At 42.1% G+C, this 20,122-nt stretch carries 14 protein-coding genes, 3 rRNA genes and 1 riboswitch; of the genes, 2 read left to right on the top strand and 15 right to left on the bottom strand.

What is annotated here, in order from left to right; all coding sequences use genetic code 11:
• Nucleotides 1-8: 8 nt before the first annotated feature.
• Both ACYQ1I_RS06605 and ACYQ1I_RS06600 read right to left on the bottom strand, forming a co-directional pair.
• Nucleotides 9-998: a 2-oxoacid:acceptor oxidoreductase family protein gene (locus tag ACYQ1I_RS06605; protein ID WP_459763586.1), complete on the bottom strand. Its 990-nt coding sequence runs from the start codon at nucleotides 996-998 to the stop codon at nucleotides 9-11.
• A 39-nt stretch (nucleotides 999-1,037) separates the two neighbouring features.
• Nucleotides 1,038-1,307, bottom strand: coding sequence for a hypothetical protein (locus ACYQ1I_RS06600; protein WP_459763584.1), 270 nt, complete (start codon nucleotides 1,305-1,307; stop codon nucleotides 1,038-1,040).
• A gap of 339 nt (nucleotides 1,308-1,646) precedes the next feature.
• Nucleotides 1,647-1,777: riboswitch (cyclic di-AMP (ydaO/yuaA leader) on the top strand.
• Between the two features lie 186 nt (nucleotides 1,778-1,963).
• Between ACYQ1I_RS06600 and ACYQ1I_RS06595 the strand changes: the two genes are divergently transcribed.
• Nucleotides 1,964-3,100, top strand: coding sequence for an NAD/NADP octopine/nopaline dehydrogenase family protein (locus ACYQ1I_RS06595; protein WP_459763582.1), 1,137 nt, complete (start codon nucleotides 1,964-1,966; stop codon nucleotides 3,098-3,100).
• Nucleotides 3,097-4,755 carry a hypothetical protein gene (locus ACYQ1I_RS06590; RefSeq protein WP_459763580.1) on the top strand — a complete coding sequence of 553 codons (1,659 nt, stop codon included), beginning with the start codon at nucleotides 3,097-3,099 and terminating at the stop codon, nucleotides 4,753-4,755. Before ACYQ1I_RS06595 ends, ACYQ1I_RS06590 begins: the two co-directional genes overlap by 4 nt.
• Before the next feature lie 36 nt (nucleotides 4,756-4,791).
• Here the strand turns inward: ACYQ1I_RS06590 and ACYQ1I_RS06585 are convergent, their stop codons facing one another.
• From ACYQ1I_RS06585 to ACYQ1I_RS06525, 13 genes are all read right to left on the bottom strand, one after another.
• The gene (locus ACYQ1I_RS06585) at nucleotides 4,792-5,955 is read right to left on the bottom strand and encodes a M20 family metallopeptidase (RefSeq protein ID WP_459763578.1); all 1,164 of its coding nucleotides are present in this window, start codon (nucleotides 5,953-5,955) and stop codon (nucleotides 4,792-4,794) included.
• Nucleotide 5,956: 1 nt separating this feature from the next.
• Nucleotides 5,957-7,339, bottom strand: a complete 1,383-nt coding sequence (locus ACYQ1I_RS06580; protein WP_459763576.1) for an N-acyl-D-amino-acid deacylase family protein — start codon at nucleotides 7,337-7,339, stop codon at nucleotides 5,957-5,959.
• A gap of 137 nt (nucleotides 7,340-7,476) precedes the next feature.
• Complete coding sequence (locus tag ACYQ1I_RS06575) at nucleotides 7,477-8,667, bottom strand: M20 family metallopeptidase (RefSeq protein ID WP_459763574.1); 1,191 nt, start codon at nucleotides 8,665-8,667, stop codon at nucleotides 7,477-7,479.
• A 20-nt stretch (nucleotides 8,668-8,687) separates the two neighbouring features.
• Nucleotides 8,688-10,100 (bottom strand): YfcC family protein, encoded by a 1,413-nt coding sequence (locus ACYQ1I_RS06570; RefSeq protein WP_459763572.1) that lies wholly within the window; start codon nucleotides 10,098-10,100, stop codon nucleotides 8,688-8,690.
• A 217-nt stretch (nucleotides 10,101-10,317) separates the two neighbouring features.
• The gene (locus tag ACYQ1I_RS06565) at nucleotides 10,318-11,082 is read right to left on the bottom strand and encodes an IclR family transcriptional regulator (RefSeq protein WP_459763570.1); all 765 of its coding nucleotides are present in this window, start codon (nucleotides 11,080-11,082) and stop codon (nucleotides 10,318-10,320) included.
• Nucleotides 11,083-11,365: 283 nt separating this feature from the next.
• Nucleotides 11,366-11,536 carry a hypothetical protein gene (locus ACYQ1I_RS06560; RefSeq protein WP_459763568.1) on the bottom strand — a complete coding sequence of 57 codons (171 nt, stop codon included), beginning with the start codon at nucleotides 11,534-11,536 and terminating at the stop codon, nucleotides 11,366-11,368.
• A gap of 217 nt (nucleotides 11,537-11,753) precedes the next feature.
• Nucleotides 11,754-11,870: ribosomal RNA gene (gene rrf, locus ACYQ1I_RS06555) — 5S ribosomal RNA — on the bottom strand.
• A 71-nt stretch (nucleotides 11,871-11,941) separates the two neighbouring features.
• Nucleotides 11,942-15,018, bottom strand: a 23S ribosomal RNA gene (locus tag ACYQ1I_RS06550).
• 222 nt (nucleotides 15,019-15,240) lie between these two features.
• Nucleotides 15,241-16,867, bottom strand: a 16S ribosomal RNA gene (locus tag ACYQ1I_RS06545).
• The 16S, 23S and 5S rRNA genes sit together here, the layout of an rRNA operon.
• Nucleotides 16,868-17,195: 328 nt before the next feature.
• Nucleotides 17,196-17,990 carry a SigB/SigF/SigG family RNA polymerase sigma factor gene (locus tag ACYQ1I_RS06540; RefSeq protein ID WP_459763567.1) on the bottom strand — a complete coding sequence of 265 codons (795 nt, stop codon included), beginning with the start codon at nucleotides 17,988-17,990 and terminating at the stop codon, nucleotides 17,196-17,198.
• Nucleotides 17,990-18,421, bottom strand: a complete 432-nt coding sequence (locus tag ACYQ1I_RS06535) for an ATP-binding protein (RefSeq protein WP_459763565.1) — start codon at nucleotides 18,419-18,421, stop codon at nucleotides 17,990-17,992. The genes ACYQ1I_RS06540 and ACYQ1I_RS06535 overlap by 1 nt, the downstream gene beginning before the upstream one ends.
• Nucleotides 18,422-18,462: 41 nt before the next feature.
• Complete coding sequence (locus ACYQ1I_RS06530; RefSeq protein ID WP_459763563.1) at nucleotides 18,463-18,780, bottom strand: STAS domain-containing protein; 318 nt, start codon at nucleotides 18,778-18,780, stop codon at nucleotides 18,463-18,465.
• 258 nt (nucleotides 18,781-19,038) lie between these two features.
• Nucleotides 19,039-19,986 (bottom strand): ABC transporter substrate-binding protein, encoded by a 948-nt coding sequence (locus ACYQ1I_RS06525; protein WP_459763559.1) that lies wholly within the window; start codon nucleotides 19,984-19,986, stop codon nucleotides 19,039-19,041.
• Nucleotides 19,987-20,122: the final 136 nt, after the last annotated feature.

Genomic DNA, 20,122 nt, shown 5'->3' with positions numbered 1-20,122 from the left:
CCCTTCCTTTACAATTTTGCCGTAATCTTTTCCACCTCATGGTCTGCCTCAAGCTCCTCTGTTAAGGCCTCCACCGGGCAGACGTCAACACAGCGTAAGCATCCCTTGCAGAACTGGTAATCCAGCCCTAAATTGTACATTTGAATTTTCCCTTTATCGTCTTCCTTGGGAACAAATTTAAAGCAATAATCAGGGCAGGTGGTTTCACACATACCGCAATGTATACATCTTCCTTCATGAAATAATGGAATTTTTCCCTGACGGCTGGATTGATTGTTCTTTACAATACTACTGCCTGCCTCGATAACAACGCCGCCGATGGGTGCATTTTCATATCCCCATTGGCTCTTTCCCTCTTGAAAGGGGATGAAGGGATATTTTCCATCCTCATCAAAATCCTTTATCTCTATTTGTTCGTAGCCTGCTTCAAAGCCTCTTAAATTTGCCTTTAACTGATTTTCATATTTTTTCCCCAGGGTTTCTCGAATGGCCTCCTTCATTGCTTCTTTATCCATAAATTCCATGGCCCTGGTAATGGCTCCAATCATAACTGCATTCATTCTTACCTTTTCTTCATAGGCTATTCGGATGGCATCCACTGTAATTATCCTGCCCCCAGCCAGCCTGAGATAATCCCTGGCAGCCTCTGGTCTTTTATCAGTATTGATAACCACTGTGGCATTGGCTTTGACTCCCGCCGTAATGGGCAGTCTTGCCACCAGATTTTCATGAAAAACCCCTAAAATATGGGGCTCTGTCACCGGACTATTAATACGTATTGGATGATCATGATCACAATAACGAATGTAGGCGCTCACCGGTGTACCCTTTTTTTCTGAGCCATAGCTTGCAAAGTTTGAACCATTAAAGCCCATTCCCACGACTCCGGCTTCAGCAATGATCTTGCCGGCCACATTGGCTCCCAGGCCGCCTATACTTTCTAAACGAATTTCAAAGAACCCAAACTGGTTCTTAATTGGTATGGTCCCCTTCTGCACAAGAAATTCCTCCTTCTTTCTGATTGATAAAGCAATATTTTAATTTAATTCTTGAATATAATTTTTTAATGCTTCGCCTTCTTCTTCCTTACATTTCAGTATTTTTATGTTTTCTGTATCAAAATTCTTCAGATATACTGTAAATAAATGATCTCGCTCATCAGTTTCATAAAATATACATCGGTATCCCTTTTCATAGGAGCTTTGGAAATCTTGAATAATTGGTGGTTGGTTTTTATCCTTCATAGCCCTGTTCCTTTCTTTTATAATTGCTCTACCAGTTTTGCTATCTAAAAATAGAATAATCAAAAGCCCTTAACTTTATACACCTTCAATCAATTAGCATAGGTTCTTCCGGTTTTTCTTTAAATTATTGGGCAAACAAAGTGAAATTACGTAGTTCTAATTGGTGTAATAATAAAATAAAGTCTACCCTTGAAAAGCTTTAAATGGGTAGACTTTATTAAAATACATTACAGATATTAAAACTTTCCAATAATTTATATTAATTTATCCTTTCCTATCCATGTATTATAAAAAATCCATTAAAGTTTGATTAAATATTCAGTAATTTTATTGACCCGATAATTTATTTTATAGTATAATATGATAACCATAAATTTACTTATAATGGCAACAACTGTTTAATTGAATATTTCGCTGAATTCTTAGGAAGCGGGGGAACCAATTTTTTGGGGTGAATCCCTTTTTAGGGTAGGGTCAAATACCTTTCGATCCGAATCCGGCAGCTAACCTCGTAAGCGTTGAAGGGAAGAAGCTAGCATGGTATACCTTTTGTGTATACCCACTTTTAATATGCCTGGGCTATGGTCTTCCATAGCTCTTTTTATGCCCTTCAACCCACTTTCTTATGATTTGATCCAGCAAGTTTTTATCTGTTTTCAAAGGCTTTTCATGTTGGTGATCAATTAGATGTAATGTAAAGAAAGGCGGGACATATTAAGATGAAAAAGATATTGAAGGATCTTAGCTTTGCAATTATCGGTGCTGGTAGCGGAGGTCAGGCTCTGGCAGGTTATTTAGCCGCCATGGGCTACAGGGTTAATCTTTATAACCGAAGCATAGCTAATATTAAAGACATTGCAGATAAGAAAACCATCAGGCTTACCGGTACAATCAACTGTACTGGTAAACTGAACATGGTAACCGACTGCCTGGAAAGGGCTGTGAGTCACACCGATATTATTATGGTGGTTTTACCTGCCAGCGCTCACCGGGAAATTGCCCTACGGCTGACCCCTATTGTCACCCCAAATCAATATATTGTTTTAAATCCCGGCAGAACCGGTGGTGCCCTGGAATTCAATTCAATTTTTAATATGCACCATTCCTATAAAAAAATATGTATTGTCGAAGCCCAGACATTGCTGTTTGCTTGCAGAATACAGGCTCCAGGGGTAGTGAAAATCTTTAGTAAAAAGAGGGAGGTTAAGGTGGCTGCCTTTCCTGCCATTGAAACCATGAGCTTCATTCGATTAATAGAGCATCCATTTCCGGAATTTATGCCTGTATCCAACGTTTTAGAAACCAGCTTTAATAATATCGGTGCCGTCCTGCATCCAATCCCTACTGTACTAAATTGTGGCCGTATTGAAGATACCCGGGGAAATTTTCAATATTATATTGAAGGGATTACACCCTCGATCGAAAGGATTATTCGGCAGGTAGATGAGGAAAGAATTCAGGTGGCCAGGGCCCTGGGGGTTGAGGCAGTATCTGTAATGGATTGGTTAAGCAGCACCTATCACACCCAAGGTGATACCCTTTGTGAGGCCTTAAGAAATACCAAGGGATATTGGGGAATTATGGCTCCTTCAACCATGGATACCCGTTATATTTTTGAAGATATTCCCCAAAGCCTGGTGCCGATTTACGATATGGCCCTTCATCTGGGTATTGATACCCCTACAATCGCCTCGATTATTCACCTGGCCTCTACAATTCACAATGTTGACTACCTTAAATATGGCAGAGGCGTTAAGGAAATGGGCCTTAGCAATTTATTAACCACAATGGATATTCTTCATTATGTTGAAACAGGAGAGTTTCCTGTCATGGAAGAAAGGCTGGTGAACCTATGAAAAGAAAGCTCCTGGGGGCAGCAATTGGAACCTGTGTTCATATAGGCGGTATTGTAAACTTTTTCAGGCAGGCGGAAGAAGAAGGCCATGAGACAATCTTTTTGGGCGCTGCCGTTTCCATTAAGAACTTGGTGGCGGCGGTTATTCAACATAAACCTGATACTGTTTGCGTTGGCTATCGTCTAACGCCGGATACCGTTGTACCCTTACTGGATGAGCTTGGCCAAATCATTATTGAAAGTAATCAGCTTCAAAAAATAACCTGGATTTTTGGCGGTACCCGGCCTGTGGCTCAAATAGCAATGAACTACCCATTCTTCAGTAAGATATTTGATGGTACTGAAGACCTTGATGATACAATTCAATATCTAAAAGGAAACCATCTTAAAAGGGTCGATGAGTGGTATCCGCAAACTTTAGTTGAACGTATCAGCAGTAAGCAGCCCTACCCTATTCTAAGGCACCATTTTGGCCTGCCCTCTTTGGAAGATACCTTTGAAGGAATAAAAAAAATAGCTGATGCAAGGGTTTTAGACGTTATTTCCATCGGCCCTGATCAAAATGCCCAGGAAAATTTCTTTACCCCCGAGAAGATGAACCACGACTTCGACGGGGCCGGTGGAGTACCCCTTCGAACAAAAGAGGACTTTGAAAGGCTTTATGAATGCTCCAGGAGGGGAAATTACCCCCTGCTTAGGTGCTACAGCGGCACCACGGAGGTATTTCAATTTGCTTCTTTGCTAAGGGATACAATTCGCAATGCCTGGTGTGCCGTTCCTTTATGCTGGTACAATGTGCTGGATGGCCGTGGCCCCCGTTCTGTGGTTGATTCCATTCGGGAGGGTCAGGCCCTTATGGAATGGCATGGTGCTAATGATATTCCCCTGGAGGTTAATGAAGCCCACCACTGGAGTCTGAGGGATGCCCACGATACCATTGGCGTTGCCATGGCTTTTCTGGGAGCCTATAATGCCAAAAAAATGGGCATTAAAAGCTATATTGCTCAATTCATGTTTAATGTTCCCCCGGCTATGCATCATAAAATGGATTTAGCTAAGATGCTGGCTAAGATTGAGTTAATTGAATCTCTTGCAGATAATCATTTTACAGTATACCGCCAGGCCAGGGCAGGGCTGGCCAGCCTAAGTGCCGATTTAGATGTGGCCAAGGGACAGCTGGCGGCTTCTACCTATTTAGCCATGGCAATTAAGCCCCACATTATACACGTAGTAGGCTTTTGTGAAGCTGATCATGCTGCAAAGCCTGAGGATGTCATTGAAAGCTGTAAAATAGTCAGGGGCGTCATTCGCTCAACCCTTCATGGTATGGCAGATATGACCCAGGATAATGAGGTAATGACCCGAAAACAAGAGCTAATCTTAGAGGCACGTTATTTGCTTGATATGCTTAAGAACCTATACCCTCTATCTCAAGACCCCTGGGCTGAGGCTGAGGTATTGGCTGATGCTATAAAAAGAGGAATTATCGATGCTCCCCATCTAAAAGGAAATTCATATGCCTATGGTGGCCTGGAAACCAGAATGATTGATGGTAAATGTCTGGCCTATAGTCGACAGTTCAATAGGCCCGTCTCTGAGAAGGAACGCCTGGAGCTTCTACTCAATAAAGATCAAGCAGGCTTTGCTTCTGCATAAAAAAGGTAATTCCTGATTAAGGAATTACCTTTTTTTCTATTTTATTGTATGATCAAATTCCCATTTTATATCCTTTAGCAATGCTTCGTTAGTAAGTATATCTGCTGCGGTCATCACCAGGGCATAAATGGTTTGCATCATGGAATCATAGGCCAGATCTGTGTCGGTTGCATCTCTAAATTCAACGGTATGGGCGGGTAAATCTTCTTTACATATTTGAAAATATGGATGTATTGTCGGTACCAGCTGGCTCACATTACCTATATCAAGGGAGCCTGTACCCTCCCTTTGGGAATGAATTTCTTCAATGCCTACTTCTTTGCACCACTTATAATAAAGATCTGATAGGGCTTGATTTGTCACCAAGTTGTCATAGCTGGCCTCGTAATTACTTATTTCCAGCTCAGCTCCTGCCGCCAGGGCCCCACCCCTGGCACAATTTTTTACCTTTTCAACCAGCTCCATTAAATAGGTCTTGGTAGTGGCCCTTACATAAAACTGGGCAATGGCCAGCTCTGGAACAATATTGGCTGCCTTTCCTCCCTCTGTAATAATGCCATGAATTCGGGCAGTAGGCAAGATATGCTGTCTTAGGCTGTTGATATTGACGAAGGTATGGATGGCAGCATCTAAAGCGTTGATACCCTTTTCCGGTGAAGCCGCCGCATGGGCTGACCTTCCCTTAAAGGTAAACTGAAGAGCCTCCATAGCCAGGGATGAACCACTTCGATAATGCTTGCTGCCTGGATGAACCTCCAGGGCTATGTCTACATCCTTAAAGGCTCCCTTCTCTGCCATGATCACCTTTGCCCCACTGGTCTCTTCGGCAGGAGTACCATAAATCACCACCCTGCCCTTTAGGTCTTTAATAATCTTACTTAATACAATACCGGCCCCTGTGTTGGTGGCCCCCAACAGATTATGGCCACAGCCATGTCCGATACCCGGAAGGGCATCATATTCCGATAAAAATGCAATAGTTGGCCCTGGCTTTGAACTGTCATAGACTGCTTTAAAGGCGGTTTCTATCCCCAAATAGCTCTCTTCTACCTCAAAGCCGTGGTTTTTTAACAGTTCAACATGGGCTCTGCAGGCTTTATACTCTCCATAGCCCGGCTCTGGATTGGCTAAAATATATCGGCTGAGCTGAATTAGCTCTGCCTTGATCTTTTTCCCTGCTTCCTTAACCCGATACAGCATGTTAATTCCTCCTGTCTGTCAATTCCTCTTTTCTGATTACCCTTCCCAGCCTATTATGAATGATTTTATTCTGATTAACTGCTATTTTACCATTTATTATTACCTGAGAGATTCCCCTTGGAGGCTTAGTCGGCTCTATAAAGGTGGCTTCATCACCAATGGAATTTGGGTCAAAAATAACCAGATCGGCATCATAGCCCTCTTTAATCTCTCCCTTATTTGGTAAACTCAATCGTTTAACAGGCATGCGAGTCATTTTTTCTAAAGCATCAATCAAGGTAAGATACCTCTGTTCCCTTACGTATTTACCCAGAACCCTTGGAAAGGTTCCCGCCGCCCGGGGATGCCCCTGACCCTTTCTTAATAAACCATCACTGGCCACCATCACAAAGGGAGCCTGGAGAGCCCTTACTACCTCTTCTTCATTCATTACAAAGGCCGTAACAATCATTTCGGGGTATTCCCTTCTCACTTTGTGAAACAATGCTTCATCACAGCTTTTTCCTCTATAAGGAGCCTCCATTAAAAGGATGCTGTCATAGGATTTATTCCAAAGCTCAAAGCAACCTTCATCAAATACTGCCGAACCGATATAGGTGCTAAAGGCATGATACGGATAACAATCGGCAGTAATATCGAGTCCATTCCTTCTGGCCCGTTCAATTACCATTAAAGCCTCCTCCATCATACCATAGGCAGTACAGCTGCCTATATGGGAAATCTCCATCGGCAGGCCTGTTTCCTTCGAAATCGCTATTAATTCTTTGATTGAGTCAATTCCATGGCGGGCATCCTTTCTATAATGGGCAGATAATAAAATTTTTGAGCCTCGAAAGGGTTCTAATAAATCGATTACCTCATCAAAGGTGATTCCCGGAGTGTATTCCAAGCCAAAGGAAATCCCAATGGCACCACTTTGAAGGGCAGCTTGGGCCTGTTCCTTCATAATTAATATTTCTTTTTGAGATGATTTTCTATAGATGTCGTTGCTACCCACCTGTTTTCTTAAATAATTATGCCCTATGAAGGAAAGATAATTCACTGGCGCCCCTTGGGCATCAATATATTGAAAAAATTCCTCAACTGACTGTCTATTGTTGCCGCAGTTTCCTGCTACACAGGTGGTAACCCCCATTTTCAGCATTTTATTGGCAATGTCATAGTCATCCCCATCATTACTTTCGCCGATCACCTCTTCATGGATATGTATATCGACAAACCCTGGAGAGATTACCTTTCCCTTTGCATTGATTTCTGTCATGGCTTCACCCACTTGGCTGCCAATATAATGAATTTTTCCATTTTTAATTCCAATATCATTTTGTATTAGCTGATGATGTTCAAAATCCACGATTTGCCCATTGATTATCTTAATATCGTACACGGCCTCATCCTCCAATATTCTATGGATTGATAGCAGAATAGAGCTATAAAGCATAGACTTTATAGCCCTACTGTAGCCTGCATCAATTAAAAGGATCAAACAACAAATTTTAACTGCGTTTTTATTTATCGGGCTAGTCAGTCAAATCCACAAAAATTCTGTATGATTTTCCCATATATTTCAACAGCATCAACAAGTTCACTAATTGCTATACGTTCATCCTTGGTATGGGAATACCCTATTTTACCTGGTCCATAAACCACCGTTGGTATTTTTCCAAAGTTTGAGAGTAAAGCTGCATCGGTCCATCCTCTTTGCCTGGTGATGTCAGGCTCCCTGCCAATAACCGACTGAATGGCTTCCTTTACCGCCCTGGCAATGGGTTCCCCGGGTGAGGTAATCAAATATAAATGGTCTAATGTCAGCATATTATTTGGCATTCTTCTAATTTCTGCTTCAAAATCTGGGTCTTCTGCCTTAATTGAGTTAATGATATCTTCATATTCCTGGATTACTGTTTGAACATTTTCACCGGGAATATAGCGACGGTCGATTTGAATACGACATTCATCGGCCACGCTACTGGGTTGGGTTCCACCCTGAATAACGCCAAAATTCATAACCGAAGGGCCCATATACTCATTGTACCGCCCTTGAAGCCTGGGGTAAAGCTCTCCTTTAATTCGATGGATTAAGGTTGCTGCCTTCTCAATGGCATTCACCCCCAGATGGGGAACACCGCCATGGGCAGCCCTGCCCTTAATGATGATTTCTAACCATTCTAGCCCCCTATGGCCTAGGGCGTATTCATAGTCAGATGGTTCACCTACCACTGCGCCATGGGCCTTAATACCAGATTGAATAAGATATTCACTTCCCTCACTTCTTTCTTCCTCTCCGATTACTCCGGTAAAAATGACATCACCCTTTAACTTGATACCAGCTCGCTTTATGGCCACCATGGTCATAAGCATACTGGCAATTGGCCCCTTCATATCTACTGCACCCCGCCCCCAGATACAGCCATCTTTAATTTCAGCCTTAAAGGGATCAATGGTCATGTGATAGGGCGGTACGGTATCGGTATGACCATTGAGTAGTAGGTTTTTTCCAGTGCCATCTCCCCTTAAATAGACCATTACATTGCATCTTTCACCATCAACAGAAACCAGCGCCGCTTCAAGACCTTGCTGTATACAATACTGATAAATATAATGGGCCACATCTCTTTCTCTAAACTCCACATCCTTATGGCTGGGTCGCTGTATTAAAGCCTGGGTTAATTGAATTAGCTCTGCCTTTTGGTAATGCTCCTTTAACCAAATCAATCCTACCTTCCCCTCCTTTTCTAAAAGGGTCCGAAGTTTATCATATTAACAAATAACATAACAATTGCACCGGTACCTAACCAAATAGCCATCAGGGGCCATAAAAATTTAACCCATTTTTCATAGGAAATTTTTGCAACCGACAGAACTCCCATTAAAGCTGCCGAAGTAGGTATAATTGAATTGGTAAATCCGTCTCCCAGCTGATAAGCTACTACTGCAGTTTGCCTTGTAACACCGATTATATCCGCCAGCGGCTTCATAATGGGCATTGTGACAGCAGCCTGACCTGAGCCAGAGGGGATAAAGAAATTAATAATTACCTGTACCCCATACATTCCAATGGCGGAAATACTCCTTGGCAGGGATTGAATCGCCATGGCAAGGCCATAAACGATGGAATCAAGGATTTTGCCATCCTGCATTACAACCAAAATCCCTCGGGCTACTCCAACCACCAGCGCACCAAAAACAATGGACTTTGCCCCTACGACAAATTCCTGGGCTAATTGGTCAGGACCCAGTTTTCCAAGCAATCCCCCAATGATACCCATGGCCAGGAAGGTAGCGGCTATTTCAGTAATATACCAATCCCAATTAAAGACACCCACAATAATAAACCCAAATCCTACCAGGATTGTGGCTAAAACTAAATAATGCTGGGGCATTAGCCGAGGAAGGTTATTAATATCGATTATAAGATTCTTCTCTTCCTGCTCCAGCTCATATACGACACTGGCAGTAGGGTCCTTTTTAACCTTTTCGGCATATTTGATCAGATAGATCATGGTAATGGCCAGAAAGAGGCCCATCAATACTAGCCTTAATTCAATCCCTGAAAACATGGGTAATTCAGCAATCTGCTGGGCAACTCCAACGGTGAATGGATTCATAAAACCTGATATAAAACCACAGGCAGCCCCTAGGGTAATCATGGCCGTTCCTGTAATGGCATCATACCCCAGGGCCCTGGCCAGGGCAATGCCAATGGGAATAAATACAATTGTTTCCTCTGACATTCCAAAGGTGCCGCCACCAATTGCAAAGACAATTAAAAACATGGGAATTAGTATTTTTTCCTTTCCATGAAGTCCCTTAGCCAGCTTTCCGATACCCGCTTCAATGGCACCTGTAGCCGTAATCATTTGAAAAGCACCGCCGACTATAAAGATGAAAAAAATAATATTCTGGGCTTCAGCCATTCCCTTGGGAACAGCCTTAAATAGCTCAAAGAACTTAATTGGGTTTTGTTCTACCTGATGATATGACCCAGGATCAACAACAATTCTATCTGTTGCTTCATCAAGAATTCGGTCATACTCCCCTGCAGGAATAAAGTAAGTTAAAAGAGCCATCAGTAAAATTACTGAAAATAAAATAACATAGGTATGGGGTACCTTAAATTTTCTTTTTTTCGTTGCATTTTGTACCAAATTGATAACCTCCTTTAGGAGTAACTATTTTTCTTTGACAAAGTGTTAATAAGATTATATAATGAATTTGCATATATGGTAAAAGGGATGATTTAGTATTTAGCCATAGGTCCCATTTATGGCTTGTATCTTCCTTTTACCCTTCTTTTTCTAAATTCTTAACAATTTTACCTCCCTTCTCATTTTTGTTTTTTATATCTGTTAATATTTTCACCTCCTAGGGTAATAGTTTACTTATTCTAGCTGCTGCTTCAATCAACACCCTAATACTGTATTTAAGCTTCTCTTCTGTCATTAATGCTTTAACGGCAGCCGCAGCAATACAAGCAGTTATTTTTCCATCTTTATTAAAAACCGGTGCACCAATTCCCAAGGCTCCCTTGGTATTTTCTTCATCACTAAGGGCATAGCCCTGCTTACGGATTCTTTCGTATTCTGCTAACAATTGTTCTGGATCTGTTATTGTATTTTGATTTTTTTTCTCTAGCCTGGTTGTGTATACAATTTGTTTTAATTTTTCCAGCGGTTCATAAAATGCCATAATTGTTTTTCCATAGGTCCCACAATGAATGGGATAAAAGCTCCCTGCCCTGTAGCCCATTTTAAAATCGGAATTCTGCTCATTTTCATATAAATTAATGATCTTGTCCTCATCTAAAATTGAGTATCCCACCGACAGCTTTAATCTTTCAGCTACATCATCTACTATTTTATAGATTTCTTCCATATAATGATTGCGATTTAAATAGGCTGAACCTACATGATAGCACATGGGGCCCAGTTTATATTTCTTTGTTTTAGGACATTGCAGTACATACATATGCTCTTTTAATATGATCAGATCGCGATGAATGGTTGTACGATTGATATTTAACTTTTTACTAAGCTCTAATACGGTAAAGCTGTAGGGCTCCTCGGCAAGCTTTTGCAAAATTAACAGGGCCTTTTCCAGTGAATTAAGTCGATTATTCGTTAATTCCATATTAACCTCCGGAAATGTTCATTATATGAACTAATGTTTAGTATATGAACTTAATTATAAATTCTTTTTTCTTTTTATAATTCCTGCTTAAACTTTAAATTTATTTGAATTTTTAGAAATGTTTTTTTATGTTTTTTATTTTGATTTTATGCAAATATGTAAAATACCTTTTTTATTTATTACAATGTTTTCCTTGAAATCACAATTATTTTCTTAAACATAAAAATAACAGCCCAATGTATTTAACATAGGCTGTTGTTTAATATTCATCTGGATTTGTCAACTATTTGTAAGATTCCTTTCTCATTGTTTCTAATACCTTCATAAATAAATTTAAGGTTTCTCTTCTTTCTTCTTCTGTATCTTTAACTTCTCTTCTTTTAGATCTATATGACTTTTTCTTTAGCTTCAATTCTTTATATTCGTTTATTGAAATTACCTTTCCCTTATTCAAGACTACCACTTCCTTTTCTTGATTCTAAAATCTCAAGACTTCACAATTAACTTTTTAGCCCCAAAGAATTTGTAATTTATCTATACTATTATTTTCTACTAATAATTTAAAAATCCTGCCTATCTCATATACTAATTCCTGGTTACCTATACTGGTCATATAATAAGAACATAAAAAAGTCCCTTCAAATCGAATTGAAAGGACAAAAAATAAAATTATGCCGCAACGTCCTACTCTCCCAGGAGGCTGCCCTCCAAGTACCATCAGCGCAGAAGGGCTTAACTACTGTGTTCGGGATGGGAACAGGTGTGACCCCTTCGCTATTGTCACGGCATAATTTTATACTGTTGTTGAAGGTTGTTCCTTCAAAACCACACAATGTCAAGTAAGCTGAAATATATTTTTTTGGTCAAGCCCTCGACCTATTAGTATCGGTCAGCTCAGTACATTACTGCACTTACACCTCCGACCTATCAACCAGATAGTCTGTCTGGGGTCTTACTCCTTTCGGATGGGAAATCTTATCTTGAGGGGGGCTTCGTGCTTAGATGCCTTCAGCACTTATCCCTGCCATACATAGCTACCCAGCGATGCCCTTGGCAGAACAACTGGTACACCAGAGGTATGTCCATCCCGGTCCTCTCGTACTAAGGACAGCTCCTCTCAAATTTCCTACGCCCGCGACGGATAGGGACCGAACTGTCTCACGACGTTCTGAACCCAGCTCGCGTACCACTTTAATGGGCGAACAGCCCAACCCTTGGGACCTAATACAGCCCCAGGATGTGATGAGCCGACATCGAGGTGCCAAACCTCCCCGTCGATGTGGACTCTTGGGGGAGATAAGCCTGTTATCCCCGGGGTAGCTTTTATCCGTTGAGCGATGGCCCTTCCACTCGGAACCACCGGATCACTAAGCCCGACTTTCGTCCTTGCTCGACCTGTATGTCTCGCAATCAAGCTCCCTTATGCCTTTGCACTCTACGCACGATTTCCGACCGTGCTGAGGGAACCTTTGGGCGCCTCCGTTACTTTTTAGGAGGCGACCGCCCCAGTCAAACTGCCCACCTGACAGTGTCCCAAGACCGGATTCACGGTCTATGGTTAGAACTTCAGTACTACAAGAGTGGTATCCCAAGGATGACTCCACCAAAACTGGCGTTCTGGCTTCTAAGTCTCCCACCTATCCTGTACATGTAGTACCAAAATCCAATGTCAAGCTACAGTAAAGCTCCACGGGGTCTTTCCGTCCTGTCGCGGGTAACCAGCATCTTCACTGGTATTACAATTTCACCGGGTCTATTGTTGAGACAGTGCCCAAATCGTTACGCCTTTCGTGCGGGTCGGAACTTACCCGACAAGGAATTTCGCTACCTTAGGACCGTTATAGTTACGGCCGCCGTTTACTGGGGCTTAAGTTCTGTGCTTTGGTTGCCCTAACACTTCCCCTTAACCTTCCAGCACCGGGCAGGCGTCAGCCCCTATACGTCGTCTTTCGACTTAGCAGAGACCTATGTTTTTGCTAAACAGTCGCTTGGGCCTATTCTCTGCGGCCGGATCAGGCTTACGGAGTAAATCCTTCACCTATTCCGGCACCCCTTCTCCCGAAGTTACGGGGTCATTTTGCCGAGTTCCTTAACAATAGTTCTCCCGTTCGTCTTAGGATTCTCTCCTCACCTACCTGTGTCGGTTTGCGGTACGGGCACCTAATAATCTCGATAGAGGCTTTTCTTGACAGTGTGGAATCAATCAGTTCGCTACTTAAATTTCGCTCCCCATCACTTCTCAGGATATGTTAAGACGGATTTGCCTATCCTAACTCCCTACCAGCTTAGACGCACACAACCAACGGTGCGCATGACCTATCCTACTGTGTCACCCCATCTCTCAAGCGATTACAGGTGGTACAGGAATCTCAACCTGTTGTCCATCGCCTACGCCCTTCGGCCTCGGCTTAGGTCCCGACTAACCCTGAGCGGACGAACCTTCCTCAGGAAACCTTAGGTTTTCGACGGGCAGGATTCTCACCTGCCTCTCGTTACTCATGCCAACATTCTCTCTTCTGTAAAGTCCACTGCTCCTTCCGGTACAGCTTCAACCCTTACAGAATGCTCGCCTACCACGCTGACGTAATCATTACTACTTTCATAAATAGCTTTGCTTAAGGTATTTGGCGAAAACATTGATTTAATCCTAGCGGATGGCTAAGTTTGTTTTCGCTAAATGTCCTCATGCGTCAGCATTGGATCATAAAAGTACTAATGATTACGTCAGCATCCATAGCTTCGGTGATACGTTTGAGCCCCGGACATTTTCGGCGCAGAATCACTCGACCAGTGAGCTATTACGCACTCTTTAAATGAGTGGCTGCTTCTAAGCCAACATCCTGGTTGTCTGTGCAACTCCACATCCTTTTCCACTTAACGTATACTTAGGGACCTTAGCTGATGGTCTGGGCTGTTTCCCTCTTGACTACGGATCTTATCACTCGCAGTCTGACTCCCAGGTAAAAGATAACGGCATTCGGAGTTTGATAGGTTTTGGTAACCGGTGAAGGCCCCTAGACCATTCAGTGCTCTACCTCCGCATCTCTAAACCTGAGGCTAGCCCTAAAGCTATTTCGGCGAGAACCAGCTATCTCCAAGCTCGATTGGAATTTCACCGCTACCCACAGCTCATCCGGTGACTTTTCAACGTCAATCGGTTCGGACCTCCACGAAATTTTACTTCCGCTTCATCCTGTCCATGGGTAGGTCGCCTGGTTTCGGGTCTATGGCATGAAACTAAGCGCCCAGTTAAGACTCGCTTTCGCTACGGCTTCGCACCTGAAGTGCTTAACCTTGCTTCATACCATAACTCGTTGGCCCGTTCTACAAAAAGTACGCGGTCACACATAAAAAGTGCTCCCACAGCTTGTAAGCAAAGGGTTTCAGGTTCTATTTCACTCCCCTTCCGGGGTTCTTTTCACCTTTCCCTCACGGTACTATGCGCTATCGGTCACCAGGTAGTATTTAGCCTTGGGGGGTGGTCCCCCCAGCTTCCCACAGGGTTTCACGTGTCCCGTGGTACTCTGGAGCACAGTCAAAGGCCTTCTTGTTTCATATACAGGACTATTACCTTCTATGGTGGGCCCTTCCAGACCTCTTCTATTACAATAGCCGCCTTCTTAAGACTGTGTCCGCAACCCCGATAGAGTAAACCCTATCGGTTTGGGCTCATCCCATTTCGCTCGCCGCTACTAAGGGAATCGATTTTTCTTTCTCTTCCTCAGGGTACTTAGATGTTTCAGTTCCCCTGGTCTACCTTCATTTACCTATGGATTCAGTAAATGATACTTGAACATTACTTCAAGTGGGTTTCCCCATTCGGAAATCACCGGATCAAAGCTTGCTTGCAGCTCCCCGATGCTTATCGCAGCTTACCACGTCCTTCGTCGGCTCCTGGTGCCAAGGCATCCACCCTCTGCCCTTATTAGCTTGACCATGCTAATAATCGTTCAGTTAATGATCAACATTAACTTAAAGAGTAATTGATGCATACAACAGCTTACGCTGTGTATTATTCTCAGCTTTACTTTTAAACATTGTGCAGTTTTCAAGGAACAAAAGCAGCTGGCCGAAATTTATAATTTCGTGACAGTCCGCTTAGAAAGATTTTTAGGTCTTTCAAAACTAAACAGTATAGCTTAAGCCTAAGCTCCTTAGAAAGGAGGTGATCCAGCCGCACCTTCCGATACGGCTACCTTGTTACGACTTCACCCCAGTCATCGACTTCACCTTCGACAGCTTCCTCCTTACGGTTAGATAGCTGGCTTCGGGTGCTTCCGACTCCCATGGTGTGACGGGCGGTGTGTACAAGACCCGGGAACGCATTCACCGCGACATTCTGATTCGCGATTACTAGCAACTCCAACTTCATGTGGGCGAGTTTCAGCCCACAATCCGAACTGGGACCGACTTTATGGGATTGGCTTCAGATTACTCCTTCGCTGCCCTTTGTATCGGCCATTGTAGCACGTGTGTAGCCCTGAACATAAGGGGCATGATGATTTGACGTCATCCCCACCTTCCTCCGAGTTATCCCCGGCAGTCTCTCTAGAGTGCCCAGCCAAACTGCTGGCAACTAAAGACAAGGGTTGCGCTCGTTGCGGGACTTAACCCAACATCTCACGACACGAGCTGACGACAACCATGCACCACCTGTCTCCTCAGTCCCCGAAGGGAAAACTCCGATTAAGGAGTGGTCCGAGGGATGTCAAGTCCAGGTAAGGTTCTTCGCGTTGCTTCGAATTAAACCACATGCTCCGCTGCTTGTGCGGGTCCCCGTCAATTCCTTTGAGTTTCACTCTTGCGAGCGTACTCCCCAGGCGGAGTGCTTAATGCGTTAGCTGCGGCACTGAGGTTTGACCCCCAACACCTAGCACTCATCGTTTACGGTGTGGACTACCAGGGTATCTAATCCTGTTCGCTCCCCACACTTTCGTGCCTCAGCGTCAGTTACAGTCCAGAAAGTCGCCTTCGCCACTGGTGTTCCTCCTAATATCTACGCATTTCACCGCTACACTAGGAATTCCACTTTCCTCTCCTGCACTCAAGTCCTACAGTTTCAAAGGCTTACTACGGTTGAGCCGTAGCCTTTCACCCCTGACTTGTAAGACCGCCTACGCACCCTTTACGCCCAGTGATTCCGGATAACGCTTGCCCCCTACGTATTACCGCGGCTGCTGGCACGTAGTTAGCCGGGGCTTCCTCCCAAGGTACCGTCAAATTTCTTCCCTTAGGACAGAGCTTTACGACCCGAAGGCCTTCATCGCTCACGCGGCGTTGCTGCATCAGGCTTTCGCCCATTGTGCAATATTCCCCACTGCTGCCTCCCGTAGGAGTCTGGACCGTGTCTCAGTTCCAGTGTGGCCGATCACCCTCTCAGGTCGGCTACTGATCGTCGCCTTGGTGGGCCATTACCCCACCAACTAGCTAATCAGACGCGGGCCCATCCTGTACCGATAAATCTTTGACCTTAAAAAGATGCCTTTAAAAGGTATTATGAGGTATTAGCAACGGTTTCCCGTTGTTGTCCCTCAGTACAGGGCAGGTTGCCCACGCGTTACTCACCCGTCCGCCGCTAGCTTCCGCTCAACACTCAAAACTCAGTTCACTTTGTAACATGTGTTGTCACTTAAATAACCCGTGAAGGACTCCATACTTCCGTCCTTGACGGTGGCTATTTAGACAAAATACTGAATTCTCAGTGTTGAGCGTCAGCCCGCTCGACTTGCATGTGTTAGGCACGCCGCCAGCGTTCATCCTGAGCCAGGATCAAACTCTTAATCAAAAAAATTTCTGGGTGTCATTTAAAAATGACTTTTATATGCTGGCTTAATATCTATACTGTTCAGTTTTCAAAGACCTGTAAATTCAAGGCCCAAGGCCTCGGCGCCACCAACGGGGCACTTTAACTACTATATCACAACCAGGTGATCTTGTCAACTCTTTTTTTAATCTTTTCTTCCGAGAGGTCTATTTCAAAGCCTGTCAGAAGCGACTCATTTACTATATCATTTTTTATATATGTTGTCAATCATTTTTTTATAATTTTTATTTTCTATCTGACAGGCATATTATTATCTTGGGTTATGCTTAGCTTTAAAATTAAAATTTACCTATTCCATGCTTCTAAGCAATTCTTTTCTAAACTTTTCGATTATCTTTTTTTCCATTCTTGAAACCGTCATTTGGGATACTTGAAGTTCATCGGCAACCTGCATCTGGGTTTTGTGTCCGAAGAAACGATCTTTAAGTACCTTCTTTTCTACTTCATTTAATTTATCCATGGCCTTTTCCAAAAAATCACGATTTTCTATTGAATCATAGTTTTTATCGGTTTCTCCAATTAAATCCATTAATTGAATGTCTTTATCTTCACCATCATTATCATAGGTTAAATCCAGGGACTTCGGCGTATATACCTGACTGGCCTCCATTGCTTCAATAACTTCCTCTTCGGTACATTCCAAATATTCTGCTATGTCCTTTATCATTGGTGTTCGTTGAAGCTTTTGATGCAACGTGTTTTTAGCCGCATTAATCTTTTTTGATAATTCCTGAATACGTCTGGGAACCCTTATGGACCATCCCTTATCACGAAAATGCTTTTTGATCTCTCCAATAATAGTTGGCGTCGCAAAGCTGGAAAATTCAAAGCCTTTACTAATATCAAAGCGCTCAATTGCAAAAATCAGACCCAATGATGCAACCTGATAGATGTCTTCATAATCAATACCTTTATTAATGAACTTTTTAGATAGAATTTCAGCTATATACAGGTAACGGCTAACCAGCTCATTCCTTATCTCTAGTTCCTTATTGATACTGTATTCCTTAAATAGCTCCTTTTCATTCATATTTTTAAGGGATCGATTTTTATTATATTCAGTAGCCTTTGCTACATTCTTCATCAGTGACCATCCCCCATATATTTTGTCATTGTTATCGTTGTACCATTACCTATATCTGAGGTAATCTCAACATTATCCATTAATGAACGAATAATAAAAATCCCTAAACCTCCCTCTTTATCCTGATTTAAATGATTTAAATCAGGGCTTTGGATTTCCTTTACGGCACATCCTTTGCCACTGTCACAGACTGAAACTGTCAACTTGTTTTCATCAATCATAAAGCTCACATGAAAATTGTCATAATCATTCATACCATGGGTAATGGCATTGGTACATGCTTCTGCCAGGGCCACTTTAATATCTTCAATTTTTTCAATATCAAATCCCATTCGATTGGCAATTGCAGACACAGTTAACCTGGCAACACTAACATATTCCGGTTTATTGGGTATTGATAATTTAATTTCATCCTTATTAATTTTATTCATTTTGCTTTGCTCCTTTTTATTATCCATAATTATTTAAAATTTCACCCCTCGATAATAAAAATCTTATCTAATCCGGTAATGTTTAATAGTTTCTTGATACTGGGCTTAATGTTATAGATAATTATGTTTTTGTTTTCCTGCTTTAACCTCTTTAATGCTCCAATCAAAACGCCTAGTCCTGTACTGTCAATATACTCTAATTGCTCGGCATTAATTTTAATATTTTCCTTCTTCTCTTCAATGATTTTAATAAAGGCATCCTTTAGCTGTCCTGCAGTATAAATATCGACTTCCCCTATTAAAGCCATATTCCATTGATTTTCCTGTTCATCATAGTTTTTACTGATTAATAAAGACATGACTCGTTTACCCCCTCATAGACTCTGCAAATTTTTACTTACCCAAATTTGAACCTGTTTAAACATTTAATAAAAAGGATTTTTTGATGCATTTGAACAATATAAAGATATGAAAAGTCATCCTTTGCAGCTAATTTATCAATTGTAGCAGAACAACAAAGGATGACTATATGATTATACCATTAAACCGAACTTACGAAAAGGTCAATTCTTTATGCTTTGCCCTATGGTTACATTGTCTTATAAAAATATGATATCCTATTGCTTTATAAATATTTCTTGGATATCATCCAAAATCCATTCCATTGCTGCCGTACTGTAATCATTCCATCGCCCATCCTTAACCAGGTAAACCCGATCATTTTTAACGGCCTCAATATTTTTCCAAATAGAATTTTTTAGTTCATGATATCTTTCCTCATTTTCAGTATCCTCTACGATAATAAATATATAGTCTGCATCCTCTACAAAGCTTACCACCGCTTCTTCGGAAATGGCCTCTGTACTGGTGACAGCCTTGGCATTTTCTGTTGGTACAAAACCGGCTCCATTGTACAAGCCTTCAAACACCTTTGTCTCATGTTGATATATATTTTTATCCCAAAACTGTATGACTATCGCTGTAGGTTCATCTTCTACATAGGGTTTTAGCTGTTCCTGCAATTCCCTTGACCTCTCTTGGTATTTTTCAAGCCAGGCCCCCTCTTCAGCCTGTCTGCCTAGGGATTGACTTAAAAAGCTAAGTAATTCCAAGGGAGTTAACCCCCATTGAGTTACTAAGGTAGGGGCAATTTTTCTCAGCTCTGAAATTGAACTGGCATCATAGTAGCTGCTAATGATGATTAAATCAGGCTCCAGACTTAATATTTTTTCAAAGCTAATTTCTACATCTCCAACACTTTCAATTCCTAGGCTGCCATCGGGATCAAACTTATTAATATAGTAATCTGATGATGCAATAGGCTTTAGGCCTAAAGACATGATTTCGCCTACATTATGTAGTGCAATGATTCTTTCGGGGTTCATGGGTACCTTAACGGTTTCTCCCTGGGCATCGATTACTGAACGAATTCCTTCTTCCTCAATCAATTTTTCTTTATTTCCTTCCGAGCTGGTGGTATGATCTACATTGTCACTACAGCCAGCTAATAGACTTATTATTAAGAGAAAGCCTATCGCTAATGATAATATTTTATTCTTTTTCAACATTCCCACTCCTTATACTTTGTTGATATTAATAATCATTATTATCATATCACATTTTGGTATTATGTCCATAATTATATTAAGAAAATTGATCATATTAGAAAAAGACCAGAGGTACTGTACTAGCCCTCTGGTC

It is taken from the genome of Alkaliphilus crotonatoxidans, assembly GCF_054658015.1.
Note: the sequence above shows the minus strand (reverse complement) of the source record. Positions and strands in the feature narration are given on the sequence as shown.

Excerpts from the sequence above, each read along its gene's own strand:
- ACYQ1I_RS06565 (WP_459763570.1), bottom strand. The coding sequence starts at position 11,082 with ATGGAATTAACGAATAATCGACTTAATTCACTGGAAAAGGCCCTGTTA.
- ACYQ1I_RS06595 (WP_459763582.1), top strand. The coding sequence starts at position 1,964 with ATGAAAAAGATATTGAAGGATCTTAGCTTTGCAATTATCGGTGCTGGT.
- ACYQ1I_RS06530 (WP_459763563.1), bottom strand. The coding sequence starts at position 18,780 with ATGTCTTTATTAATCAGTAAAAACTATGATGAACAGGAAAATCAATGG.
- ACYQ1I_RS06535 (WP_459763565.1), bottom strand. The coding sequence starts at position 18,421 with ATGAATAAAATTAATAAGGATGAAATTAAATTATCAATACCCAATAAA.
- ACYQ1I_RS06540 (WP_459763567.1), bottom strand. The coding sequence starts at position 17,990 with ATGAAGAATGTAGCAAAGGCTACTGAATATAATAAAAATCGATCCCTT.
- ACYQ1I_RS06590 (WP_459763580.1), top strand. The coding sequence starts at position 3,097 with ATGAAAAGAAAGCTCCTGGGGGCAGCAATTGGAACCTGTGTTCATATA.
- ACYQ1I_RS06585 (WP_459763578.1), bottom strand. The coding sequence starts at position 5,955 with ATGCTGTATCGGGTTAAGGAAGCAGGGAAAAAGATCAAGGCAGAGCTA.